The following is a 12,405-nucleotide window of genomic DNA, read 5'->3' on the forward strand; positions in this document are numbered from 1 at the left end:
TTGATATTTTATTTATTACAATATTTGTACGTTTTTGTAGAAATTTGTACTGAAAAAGCAATAAAAAAAGGCAACCCCTTTTATTAAAGAAGCGCCTATTATCAGTTCATCCCACTTATAGCTCGTTCTTAATAACCTTACTCCCTTATTGAAGTAACACACACACTAGTGCAAACCGTGAAAATGCAAGCTGTAAAAAGTTCATAATGAATCTTTGATCGATTTTACCACTCTAAGAAACTAGTTCCATTTGCCGGAATCGATCCAAGTATCTTTGAATCTGGTACATTCAAAGGGACTTTAAATCGGATTATCAAAAAAAGGTTCTAGTAGGCTATGACACACCTTGTACATGTCCGTTAAATGTGCCATTCGTGATTGTCGCAAGAAGAAAATGACAGATGAAATCATCCCTCGGAACAAGAGATTACGAGAGTGTTACGATAAGAAACGTGAAGAAGGAAGCCCTTTAAAGTAGCTGTGATAGCATGAATAACTCAGGAATACACTTTTTCACAGTTTCTTCTTGTAAAGTCTTTTTTCGCAATCGCTCCAGCAGCCGTAAATCATGATTGACGATCTTCAAAAGCGCGCTAAATCAGGACTATTTTCCATCAGACTTGCCTTCATCAGACTTACCTTTTTCAGACTTGCCTTTATCAGACTTGCCTTCATTTGACTTACCTTTTTCAGACTTGCTTTCATTTGACTTGCTTTCATTTGACTTGCCTTCATTTGACTTGCCATTAGCCTTTTTCCCTTTCGGCATACAGACCCCTCCTTTATATAAGAATAAAATATAATATGCAAAATAGCTCTAACATGTACGTTAGTTAACAAAATCGAGCTAAAAAAAATTATATTATTATATTTTTTATAAATCGATTTTTTCGAGAAGTTTCAATTTTACGCGACCAACATTGTTAATGGAAGTCAGCTATGGGATATTTTTCTGTAGGGTTATCAGCAAATGTTTGGAAAACAATCCGACGATGATTTCCTTTATGAATTGATCAAAAAAAATCAATACTAGACCACTATATTAATTCCCTGATGAAGCCTCGTAGCATATTAATATTGATAAATACCTACGCTGTCTAGTTGGAACAGTTTGTACTATAAAAAATGACGGATATACTCACATCTATGCCCTGTATCATCAATAGTGAGTTTGTTCGAAATTATTCCTAGGGACTATGATGCTTGGGTACAGAAATTCAACAAGTGGGAATCATGGAGTACACTTACGTCCCTATATTTAAAAAAGCGCCTAGGGAATTTAGATTAAAATAGTACATTAATACTAGACTTTACAATTGAAAAGCAATCAATAATTTCAGAAAGGAGCTACTGCTGTGGCACCAATATGTATTAAAAATACTGGAAAGTATGGTAGAGGGGTATATTCTACACGTGATATTAAAAAGGGTGAACTCATTGAGGTATCACCTGTTATAATATCACCTGAAAAAGAATGGAAATATCTAGAGAAGACTATACTCTTTAATTACTGCTTCTTTTGGGGGGATCATAACGACATAGCCATTGCACTAGGATATGGAGCACTATTTAATCATTCATACACTCCGAATGCGACGTTTGATAATAATGAAGATAATTTATCAATAGACTTTTATGCAATAACTAATATTAAGGCGGGTGAGGAAATCACTATAAATTATAATGGTGATCCTGAAGATAAATCTCCGTTATGGTTTAATGTGATTGAGTGAACTACTCGCTACCTCAAGAACCGTCGGAAAGGTATACTTTTACGAACGAGGGATTGATAGCTATTTTGAACAATGTTTCTATATGTCAGGTTGTGACGGTGGTTTTGGATTTAGTGGAGGTTAATAAGGTAAAGAACATAACAAAATAGAAATCAAAATTATTGATAAAGCCCATTACCAACACGAACAATATTGCTAGGCTCATTAAGATTTTTATTATAATAAATGATTTTGTACTTTTCTTTGCCTTTTTTCAAAAAATAACCCCAATCTAAAACACCATTCTCATTCATTACATTCCTTTTTCTTCAAGCATAATATAAAACGAAATGAATTTGGTATAAATTCTCAATGTTCTTGTTTTATTAACGCCCTTGTCTTAATAAGAAAAACCGAAATCCAAGATCGATTTCGGTTCATTCTATTTATAAATGGAAAAATCTTAGTTTGAAATATCCTTCTTTTGAAAGAAGAAAAAGGTTAATGCTAAGAAGATAAGATAATAGATTGCTAGTACACTTATAGAAAATCCAAGAGTTGCTCCCTCAAACATTGAGAACGATTCAGAAATGTAACCTCTTAAATTGAGATGAGGGAATAAGACGAACTTTAACCACTCGTTTTTTTCAATAAGTGACTGTATAACTAAATTTAAAGGAGTTGAAGCAAATAAAATAGATATTGAAACTCCTACTGCAAGTGCTTGGCTTTTAAATAATGTGCTTAACATAAAAGCAATGGTTGTGATAACTAAAAATCCTGGTATCCAATAAACCATCATATCTACAAAATAATCGCCTACTATTACAGGACTAAAACCAAAAGATGCAGGATCTAGAATTTTATCTGAATACGCCCCATTTCCAAAGAATAAAATTCCTACTATATAACTGAATATAAATAGACTCACAAGTAATAACGCTGCAAATAATAGTGATGTTATATATTTAGAAAGGAGAATTTTCCACCGTTTATAAGGCCTGATTAACAATTGCTTAATGGTGCCATCTGAAAATTCAGATGAAACTAAGGAGCTGCAAACAATCACAACAAATAGAGTAACAAATGATGTTAATGATGTAGTCCAGTTTGCCATATACGTCCAGTTCGTACGCAAGTCAGGGTTTATATTAGCGTCTAAAAGTTGTTTATTTAAATCGATTTCTTCCATTATCACGGACTTTTCATCTTCACTAATTTTAGAAGTTTTTAAATCATTCTGCTGTACTTGTATTTCTGCTTGTAACTCTTGCTTCCAATCTTTACTTGATTCGACTGGATTTAGTTTATAATCAATCAACGCTGTTCCTACAGCTGCCAATAAAAGAAAAACGATAAACAAATATGTAGATCCTTTTGAAAAGATTTTCATCCATTCATTTCTTATCAAGGACATCATACAGACTCCCTCATTTCCTGCTCAGTTATTTCAAAGAATTTATCTTCTAGTGATTTTCTAGTAATGCCTATTTCATAAACATCTAATTGATTACCATTAAAACTTCTGTTTATACTAGCCGTTTGTTCACGTGTGGCTGATACAGAAATTGAATTCGCCTCATATTTAAGAATAGGTATATTACCAAACTGTTCTTGAAGGATTTTTTTAGCTAGCTCTCCATCACTGACAGTAAAAAGAACTTCACTAATTGTTTCAGTTTTTTCATCTACAATATGTTCTTTCGTATGTATGAGTTTTCCCTTTTCAATAACGGCAAAGCTATCACACATTAATTGCATTTCTGATAGTAAATGCGATGAAATTAAAATACCCACGCCCTCACTTGCCAGTACCTTCAAATAATCACGAAACTCGCGAATCCCTTGTGGATCTAAGCCATTAGTTGGTTCATCAAAAATCAGTAAAGACGGTTTATGCAAAATTGCTTGTGCTACACCAAGGCGCTGACGCATTCCTAATGAATATGTTTTAACCTTTTTATCTATGGCATGATCTAATTTAACAAGCTTTATTACTTCTTCAATTCGCTCATTAGATATTTTATTAGGTGACATACGAGCATAGTGAAGGATATTTTTTCTGCCTGTCATGTATTTATAGAATTCTGGATTTTCAACAATGGCACCTAATTGATTCATGGCACCTTCAAAATCTTTATCGAGGTCATTTCCATTAATCATGACTGTACCGCCCGTACGATTAATAAGACCCGTAATCATACGAATAATAGTGGTTTTACCAGCTCCATTGGGACCGAGTAAACCAAATATTTCCTTACTTTTTATTTCAAAGCTAACATTATCTACAATGGTGGCTTTTCCAATTTTTTTAGTTAAGGATTGGACCTTAAGAACAGTTTCATTCATATAATACCTTCCTTTTTGTATATTTACCAAAATCACACAAATGTAATATTACCATATTATGCATATTATTGCTATGCTGATATTTTTCCATATTGGCTATAACATAGTCTCTTAGGTGAACGAACATAGAAAAAATATATCTAGTGAAGATAATCTATTATAAAAGTATTATGTTATTCAAATGTTTCTATTTATTTGCCTTAGAGGTACATGGGATATATTAAATGAATATTCAAAGCTCGAAATATTACTTAATATAGAAATTATTAATCGACTTCCAGATATTCCAGATGAATTGATTGAAATAATGAAACAAGGATAGAATTAAAAATGCAGGAGCAGCAATGGTTTGAACATCAATTTTTAATAGCAAGAAAAGAATAATTCATAAAAAAAAGCCCATATAGGACTTTTTTTAAAAAACCTGCATTTACCTGACGCTGCTGCCCCAGATAGTAGTTATAAAGAAAGGGATATTTATTTGCTCGTTTTACCTAACCAATTTTCAACCTTTTTCTGTAGTTGTTCACCTAAATCAGCACCATCTTCTGTATCTTTCAATACCTGTTTTGAATATTTACTAGGAAACAAATCTTCAAGTGAGTCTATGAATTCTTCTCCCTCTTCTGTTTCTTTATATTCTTTTACTACATATCCATTTTCATCTTTCGCTAACCTAATATGTGCAGGATATGAATGTCCAGATTGAACTTCTGTCCCAGTCGATTTGTTGTACCCTTCATATAAGGCGTATAAATAGATGCTAATCAGGCCATCCTTTTCATCTGCACCATATATTTTATGTGCCTCAAATTGCTTTTCTGTTGGGAATAATGCATCTTTATTCTGTTCCATTATGGTATCTGAAACGATTTGATCCATTTCTTTAGTAATCGTTACTTCACCACTACTGGAATTAGAACATCCTATAAAAAGTATAGAGAAAGTTAAAAAAACGCTCAAAATCAAATACCTATTAAATAAAAATTTCAATTGAAAACCTCCTGATACCCTACTAATCAACAAATTGATTATAACATTTTTTTACATATATTATGATAATTTGAAGTTTTCATTTTTTAGAATAGGTTTATTGGTTTTACGTAACCAATTGATTGTGCGGAGGTTCTTCCAAATGCGAAAGGATGTATGTTGTCTCTAAAGAAAAATTAAGAGGAAGAACCCTATGTAAATTCTTCCTCTCAAAACTAAATTATCATTTTAATGGTAGTTCAATTATTTGATTGCTAAATGAAGTTATTGTATATCCTTCAATTTCTATACCAACTGGAACAAAATGCTCCTTTTTATCATCCCTTGACAATTCAATATGATGCTCAGTAGAGAAGAATCTAGGCTGTTCAAGGTCATTTAAACGGTAAAAATTTTCGAATCCTTTATACTTCTTACCGTCTTTATCAATGTAATATCCATCCACGTTGACACTTGATGATCCTTGACCGTCTTTGTCATAAAAATGATAATTAAGCATTTCGTAGGTCCTCTTTGGATTCAGCTCTTCAGTCATCTCAATTTTTGTCGGTTCACCGATTTCGATTTGATCAATAGAAATTTCATTTCCTAAATACTTAAATGTCTGTGGCAGCTCTTTTGAGGCATCGATTGCAAATCGTGCTTGATCCTTAATTGAAAATGTGGCAGAACCCATGTGAAGACGTATATTCTTAGGTTTTTCAAAATATAGTGATTCAAATGTCGCTTCCGCCGAATTCCAGCCCCCTTCACTCCCTCCGCTGCCATTATAACCACCAAATATTTGATTGTCATAAATACGCTTCCGCTTACTTTCGAGACTATCAAAATTAATGTATTCCATATTTTTGTCCGAATTTTCATTCGTATAGCGATAAGAAACTATCGTTATCGTCGGTGCAATCGTCACTTTATCAAAAATAACAGGATTACCTTCAATTTTAGTCTCAACTTTTATATCATGTACGATTGATGAGTATTTCTTTACAGGAATGTCAAAACGCCAATCTCCCTCAATAAATTCATCATTTCCACTAGGTACACTGCTTTGGGAACCTTCTGTATCTACAGGGGTACTTTTCAATTTTTCAAGTTTACTAAGCTTCAATTGAATGGTTCCCTCTTCTATGGACATTGGCGAAACACCGAGTCTGCCTTTAAAATTATAGTCACTTTCGGAATAAAGGCTAAGAGAATTCGTGACAGGCGAGTACGAAGAATCATCCTCACTAATCCAATTTTGATCTTGATTTGCGATTTTCAGACCATCACTGATATTGATCCTATATTTATTTTCCTTCTTTTGATCCTCAATTTCATAATATATCAGAGTCTGTATGTCATCTGCGACTACATTCGTGATGGTCACCTTCACTCCATTACTTTCTGCTTCTAAGTTCAGCCGCTCACCTATGCCATGATCGATATAACCTTGCATCTCCTCGTTTTGCTTGTTGCTTAAATCTTTCCACCAATCCTTTACACTTGCAAAACTGTTAGTTGCAACAGCCGTACCCACAAATAATGTTAGGAAAAGCGTGGCAACCAATCCCATCGTAACTCGATGTTTATTAACCTTCCGTCTGCTTTCTTGAGTTTTAGAAACTTTACGACTAACCTTGTTCATAAAACCATCCGGAACCTGAATCAAATCACTTTCTGACTCAATCCCAGCAACTATCTGCTGAAGCTCCTTCATTTCTTCTTTGCAACTTTCACATTCTATTAAGTGATTTTCAATCTCTTTTCTTTTTGTCTCGCCCATATCCCCTTCCAAATAATCAATAAAATATTCTTGAATATCATTACACTTCAATGTCCTCACCACCTTCTATTATTTTTCTAAGCGTTAAAAGTCCCCTATACAATCGGGATTTCACAGTCCCTACTGGCAATTTAAGAATGATAGCAATTTCCTTTTGTGAATAACCTTGAAGATACTTTAAAATAATAATTTCCTTATATATCTGATCAAGTTGATCCAAGTCTTCAAGTATTTCTAATTTGTTTTGAAATTGGCTAATATCCAGAGAATCTTCCGGATTTTCCATTTCCTCTGGTTTCCTTTTTCTGTATATAGCCCTACACTCATTGATAAATATCGAGGTCACCCACGATTCGAAATAACTGTCTTCCTTTAACTGACCAATTTTGTCATGCACCTTAATAATTGTATTGTGAAAAACATCCTCTACATCCTGATGGCTTTTCAGATAGGCCCAACCGATTTTATAATACTTTGATTGTCTTGTGTTAAACCAATCCATCACAGCACTCATATCTTGTTTTTTTATTTTTTTCAATATCTTATAATCTGAAATCGATGTAATCACAAATGCCAGTCTCTCCTTTCCAAGTCTTCTTTTACAATTAGAGTTTCTAAATATATTAAAAGTTCCCTTACAAATAAATTTTTTTTACCTATGCTCAATTTGCTCTTCTACATCTGGAACATTTCCATTTCTTTTTTGACTCCAATTAGAAAAAAACAATAAGAAAAACCGAAATCAAAAATAAATTTCGGTTCATCATTTTATAAACGGTAAAACTTTTTCATAATCCCATTCAATCAGTAGAGTCTAGTAGTATCTTCGACTTTCATTTGAATTTCCCCGTTCTTATTAATAGATTCTAAAGTGATTTTAATTCGTCCTTCAGGAAGATAATTCGTCCGTTGTGCAAAATAATTCGACCTTCAGGAAGATAATCCGTCTTAAAATAAGAATTATCGAAAATATCTTAACCCCCATTATATGCCACCCATTTAATTCAATATTTCATCAAAAATCTTTGAACACTGTAAGTTTAAAAATTTCCCGCATATTCATATCTAGAATTTAGTTGATTCAAGCTTCAAAATATATTCTTCAACCTCTTCGCCTCGTGCATTTGAATATCCTTTGTCCTCATCGGTAATTGCAAACCCGCATTTTTTCAATACTCGAATAGATGCGATATTATCCTTAGCCGCTCGGGCATAAAGAGGTCGAACATTTATTTCATGAAGGAATTTACTCAGTGCATCAGTGGCAATCCCCTTGCCCCAATATTGCTTTCCAATCCAGTAACAGACTTCTGGATTACCAAACTGTTCAAAGTTTAGAATGTTGCCCACCACACACCCGTTATAAAGTATGGTCTTTTTCAAGATATTCTGGTTCGCTAAAATATTCGTCCATTGTTTCAAAAAAGCCTCTCTGTCAGTAGGATCTTTAGATGTGAAAGCAGCCATATTGTTTGCAGTAGAATCTAATTGATGCTCGAAAAAGATGGATAGATCACTCTCTCTGACATCTTGCAGTTGGACTTCTTCGTCATTTTTAAGGAATCCCATAAAATTCACACTCACTCCCTGACAGATTTAGTGTCTATCTTTTACATTAGCATTAGGAAAAGGTTTCTCAGCAATCAACCTCATTGAAATAAATCAGACCCCATAGTTCAATTAGAACTATTTCTTTTCGGTAAATGCTCATTCAATAAGGTTCGTACTTCATCTACTCCCCTATTTCAGTAAAGAGTATACGTTCGTATCAAATGGAACATCATTTTGATACATATAATTCTTTAAAACCCCTTCCTTCTCAAAGCCCAATTTTATTAATAACTCATTAGATGCTTTGTTTTCTACAAACACAATAGCTCCAATACGCTTTAGATTAAGTTCTTTAAAACCATATGATATGACTTCTAAAACAGCCTCAGTGGCAAGCCCTTTACCCCAATTCTCTGGAAAAAGTGCATAACCTATTTCAGCCCTCTTATGTTCAGAAGACCAATCGTGAAATCCAATTGTTCCGATAATGCCTTCCTTTTCTTTACTTTCAATTCCCCATTTAATGCCGCGTTTTTCATTGTAGTTATTAGCAAAATTCACGACAATATTTTTCACCTGATCTAAACTGGTTAACGGTTTTTGTCCATAATAACGTAATACATCTGGATTTGAAAAACAGTTTAATATATCCTGGGCATCATCTACAGTAAGTTCTCTCAAGATAAGCCGTTCTGTTTCTAATTTAGGAAACATTCTCCCACCCCTTTTTTCATAGTCTTTCACGTTAATCAAACAACAAGCTAGGTAGATCTAATTTTTCAACTGGTTATTTACTATCTTTTCTAAAAGGGCCTTAATTTCTTCATTCTGTTTTGTATGTTTGTGTAAGTCCTTTGCTATTAAAGGTAAGTAGTAGAGGAGAAAAACAGTAATTGCTATAAAAAAGATTATAGATAAAAATTACATGAGTTCACTCCTAATGGTCATTTACAACAATGAAAAAATAACATTAATACGATCAAACTGCCTCGTTGAATAAAAAAGAACTGTCATATAGACACCCTGATCCACTAGTTGACTAGCAGTTAGACAAGTTTGTCGTTATCCTTTTTTCCTAATATGAATGTAAAGTAAGTTAGTATAGGTGTTAATATTCCAGTGCCAAATAAGAATTTAGATTTCCTCATCTCTAAATCTATTTCCATAATAGATAAATGTTACCATATTTTTCTTCACAATTGGGAGTTAATACATGACAGGAGCCAGAATTGAAAGGGATTAAGAGTTTATTATATTTAGTATTTTTCCTAAGTGGTTGTGTAAATGAAGAAAAAATCTTTCTTTTAAGTATGAATGTCCGATAACTGCGTATATGCCACCTCTTCTTCTTCTTCAAAAATGAACTACGCTATTACAACTAAGGATATTGGCATCATATATCCTCCCTATTCTTTTCTCTGTTTGTTACATGTATTAACAATTCTTTAGTGCCTTCGAGGTGTTTTTCCTTAACTGCGCCTGAAAAAGTGATAGTTTAGCGAATTGTTTAAGGCAAGAAACAACGAGGAGGACAAACATGAAAAAAATATTACTTACGATCATAACGGCTTCTATATTCATTATTGGAATTTGTATGCCAACTAGAGGTGAAGCTGCCGTTGGAGATCGCACACTTTCGTATGGAACGAGTCATAGTGATGTAAAGGAGCTTCAGGAATTATTAATGACAAAAGGGGTCTTCCCCTATCATGAAGCAACAGGCTACTTCGGTCCGATTACAAAAGAGTCTGTAAAGAAGTTTCAGGAAAAATCAAGACTAAAAGTTGATGGAATAGCAGGTTCACAAACGAACCAGAAAATAAAAGTCCTGCGCAGTGGGGATATTGGCAAGCCTGTAGCTGAACTACAAAGGCTATTGAAGGTATGGGGTGTTTACACTTCAACTGTCGATGGCATATATGGCAATGGTACAAAGCAGGCCGTTTCAAATTTTCAAAAGCAAAAGAGTTTATCGGTTGATGGAATTGCAGGGGCAAGGACTTTAGGCAAATTAGAGGAGAAAGCCAATTTAGTAAGCCAAAATGTTAAGGAGCTGACCGTTGCAAGCACAGCTTATACGGCAAGCTGTTCTGGATGCTCCGGCACCACGAGAATGGGCGTCGATTTAAAAAAGTATGATGATGCAAAAGTGATAGCAGTCGACCCGAATGTGATTCCTTTAGGTTCTAACGTGGAGGTTGAGGGTTATGGACAAGCCATCGCGGTAGATACGGGTGGAGCGATCAAAGGTAATAGAATTGATGTTTTCATTCCAAAAGAAGCGGATGCTTTAACGTGGGGAAGAAAAGAAGTGAAAGTAAAAATAATAGAGTGATTGAATACGGCTCCAGCGTTTCAATCTGAAAAATACATAAACAATTATTAGAAATATCAAATTAAAAAGAGCATCAAGTGTTGATGCTCTTTAATTTCTTATACTACATATAATATCTCTAGGAAACTTCAGATTAACCTATTTCTAATTCCATTTAAATATTCGTTAATCCTTCAAGAATGTACCTTGCCGATACTCTAGGTATGCTTGATCAATTTCCTCTTCTGTATTCATGACAAATGGTCCACGGGCAACAACTGGTTCCATCAAAGGTTCTCCCGCATATAAAACAATACGCAATGGTTCAATTGCTGTTATATCCACTTCACTTTCCTCTGATTCTTTCCCTGTACCCAGCCACAACACTTGACCCTTAGAAGCTTTCATTTCGTTTTTACCGAATACTCCACTTCCTTCTATTAGATAGATCATTCCGTTGTAGCTACCCGGAAAATTCTGTGTGACCGAAGCTCCAGGCTCTAGAAGCATTTCCACCATCGTAACAGGAACATGGTTTTTCGTCGCAGAGATAACATCCTTTGATGAACCAGAAAAGACGCGGATGATAGCTCCTTCTTCTTTTCTCACTGGCATATCTTTTCCCATTAAATTTTGATATCGCGGTGTTGTCATTTTTTTATCGCGGGGAAGATTGACCCAGAGTTGAAGCGAATGGGCAGTAACACCTTCAGAAGGCACCTCATTATGCACAACGCCGCTTCCGGCTGTCATCCATTGGACATCACCCGGTCCGATTATTCCACCATCCCCGGTATGGCTGTCATAGTGCTCAATCGTTCCATCGATAACAAATGTGACTGTTTCAATCCCTCTATGTGGGTGAATATCAAATGAACCTTTTTGAAATTTATCCTCCATCATTAAAAGAAAGGGATCACTCTTCTCCCAGTTTCCTGGTTCAATGACTGGACCCGCAGTATGAATCGGACTATATTTTTGAAGTTTCACATCTCTTACTTCAGCAATATCACGTTTGAAGATATTTTTACTTTCCATACCTCTATTCATCCTCCTTGAATTTACTAGTAAATTGATAAAGTGCCATTACGATTATTTCTTTCCTTTTAGCTACTCAATAACTCTCCTAATGCATTGAAAACAAGTTTCGCTCCAATCCCATACCTGATTTAGGATTCCTCCTGTATGGAATTAGGCACTTCCGTTTGTAAACTATATCTATGAACCTTTATCATCATCTCATGCAGATTCTTCTTTTCAGTGTCATCCAATACATCAAATAATGAAGCTTGAAAATCTGATTGAATTGGCATTACTTTTCCCATTAAATCTTTCCCTTTTTCAGTTAATGAAATATATTTAACTTTCCATTGTTGATCCCGAACAATCAGATTATCTTTTTCTAACCTTGTTAACATATGTGATACACCTCCACGACTGATCGTAAGGTGCTCCGCCAATTCCAGTTGTGAAACAGGTTGATGAATAAGCACTTGTGCCAACATATCAAATTGCGCAGCAGTGACGCCAAAATGTTGTAAATGATCATTCGAAAGCTGGTTACTTCTTTGATAAAAACGAACCATTCGAAGCCAAATCAACAAACTCAATTTATTATCATCGGTAAACCCTCGTCTATCCATGTTTGACCATCACCTCTCCTCTTGATACACCATCAGTTTACTAGTAACTTGATAAGTAGTCAAATGGCATTAGTCTAT

At 34.4% G+C, this 12,405-nt stretch carries 13 protein-coding genes and 1 pseudogene; 3 read left to right on the forward strand and 11 right to left on the reverse strand.

The annotated features are described in order from the left end of the window. Positions 1 to 216: 216 nt before the first annotated feature. A pseudogene (locus tag NST21_RS23765) lies at positions 217 to 489 on the forward strand (transposase); the annotation flags it as partial. A gap of 115 nt (positions 490 to 604) precedes the next feature. Here NST21_RS23765 and NST21_RS23770 read toward each other — a convergent pair. Continuing rightward, positions 605 to 769 carry a hypothetical protein gene (locus NST21_RS23770; protein WP_340891651.1) on the reverse strand — a complete coding sequence of 55 codons (165 nt, stop codon included), beginning with the start codon at positions 767 to 769 and terminating at the stop codon, positions 605 to 607. A gap of 586 nt (positions 770 to 1,355) precedes the next feature. On the opposite strand from NST21_RS23770, the gene NST21_RS23775 reads away from it, so the two are divergent. Continuing rightward, a complete protein-coding gene (locus NST21_RS23775) occupies positions 1,356 to 1,733 on the forward strand; it encodes an SET domain-containing protein (RefSeq protein ID WP_340891653.1) in 378 nt (125 codons plus the stop codon). A 158-nt stretch (positions 1,734 to 1,891) separates the two neighbouring features. Here NST21_RS23775 and NST21_RS23780 read toward each other — a convergent pair whose 3' ends face one another. From NST21_RS23780 to NST21_RS23815, 8 genes are all read right to left on the reverse strand, one after another. Next, positions 1,892 to 2,026, reverse strand: coding sequence for a hypothetical protein (locus tag NST21_RS23780; protein WP_263282012.1), 135 nt, complete (start codon positions 2,024 to 2,026; stop codon positions 1,892 to 1,894). 149 nt (positions 2,027 to 2,175) lie between these two features. Continuing rightward, a complete protein-coding gene (locus NST21_RS23785) occupies positions 2,176 to 3,132 on the reverse strand; it encodes an ABC transporter permease (protein WP_340891660.1) in 957 nt (318 codons plus the stop codon). Next, positions 3,129 to 4,061: an ABC transporter ATP-binding protein gene (locus tag NST21_RS23790; protein WP_340891662.1), complete on the reverse strand. Its 933-nt coding sequence runs from the start codon at positions 4,059 to 4,061 to the stop codon at positions 3,129 to 3,131. The genes NST21_RS23785 and NST21_RS23790 overlap by 4 nt, the downstream gene beginning before the upstream one ends. 477 nt (positions 4,062 to 4,538) lie before the next feature. Then, a complete protein-coding gene (locus NST21_RS23795) occupies positions 4,539 to 5,054 on the reverse strand; it encodes a hypothetical protein (protein ID WP_340891665.1) in 516 nt (171 codons plus the stop codon). Positions 5,055 to 5,277: 223 nt separating this feature from the next. Continuing rightward, positions 5,278 to 6,870, reverse strand: a complete 1,593-nt coding sequence (locus NST21_RS23800) for a DUF4179 domain-containing protein (protein ID WP_340891667.1) — start codon at positions 6,868 to 6,870, stop codon at positions 5,278 to 5,280. Next, positions 6,860 to 7,387: an RNA polymerase sigma factor gene (locus NST21_RS23805; protein WP_340891670.1), complete on the reverse strand. Its 528-nt coding sequence runs from the start codon at positions 7,385 to 7,387 to the stop codon at positions 6,860 to 6,862. Before NST21_RS23805 ends, NST21_RS23800 begins: the two co-directional genes overlap by 11 nt. A gap of 497 nt (positions 7,388 to 7,884) precedes the next feature. Next, on the reverse strand, positions 7,885 to 8,388 hold the full coding sequence (locus NST21_RS23810) for a GNAT family N-acetyltransferase (protein ID WP_340891672.1): 504 nt from the start codon (positions 8,386 to 8,388) through the stop codon (positions 7,885 to 7,887). Between the two features lie 171 nt (positions 8,389 to 8,559). After that, positions 8,560 to 9,084 carry a GNAT family N-acetyltransferase gene (locus NST21_RS23815; RefSeq protein ID WP_056520188.1) on the reverse strand — a complete coding sequence of 175 codons (525 nt, stop codon included), beginning with the start codon at positions 9,082 to 9,084 and terminating at the stop codon, positions 8,560 to 8,562. A gap of 823 nt (positions 9,085 to 9,907) precedes the next feature. On the opposite strand from NST21_RS23815, the gene NST21_RS23820 reads away from it, so the two are divergent. Beyond that, positions 9,908 to 10,705, forward strand: coding sequence for a peptidoglycan-binding protein (locus NST21_RS23820; RefSeq protein WP_340891676.1), 798 nt, complete (start codon positions 9,908 to 9,910; stop codon positions 10,703 to 10,705). A 165-nt stretch (positions 10,706 to 10,870) separates the two neighbouring features. Here the strand turns inward: NST21_RS23820 and NST21_RS23825 are convergent, their stop codons facing one another. Together NST21_RS23825 and NST21_RS23830 are read right to left on the reverse strand one after the other, a co-directional pair. Next, entirely contained in the window at positions 10,871 to 11,722 is an 852-nt protein-coding gene (locus NST21_RS23825; RefSeq protein ID WP_340891678.1) for a pirin family protein, read from the reverse strand. A gap of 131 nt (positions 11,723 to 11,853) precedes the next feature. After that, positions 11,854 to 12,327, reverse strand: coding sequence for a MarR family winged helix-turn-helix transcriptional regulator (locus NST21_RS23830; RefSeq protein WP_057214312.1), 474 nt, complete (start codon positions 12,325 to 12,327; stop codon positions 11,854 to 11,856). Positions 12,328 to 12,405 lie beyond the last annotated feature (78 nt).

The sequence above is a fragment of the Peribacillus sp. FSL K6-1552 genome (assembly GCF_038005205.1).
Taxonomy (GTDB): Bacteria; Bacillota; Bacilli; order Bacillales; family DSM-1321; genus Peribacillus; species Peribacillus butanolivorans.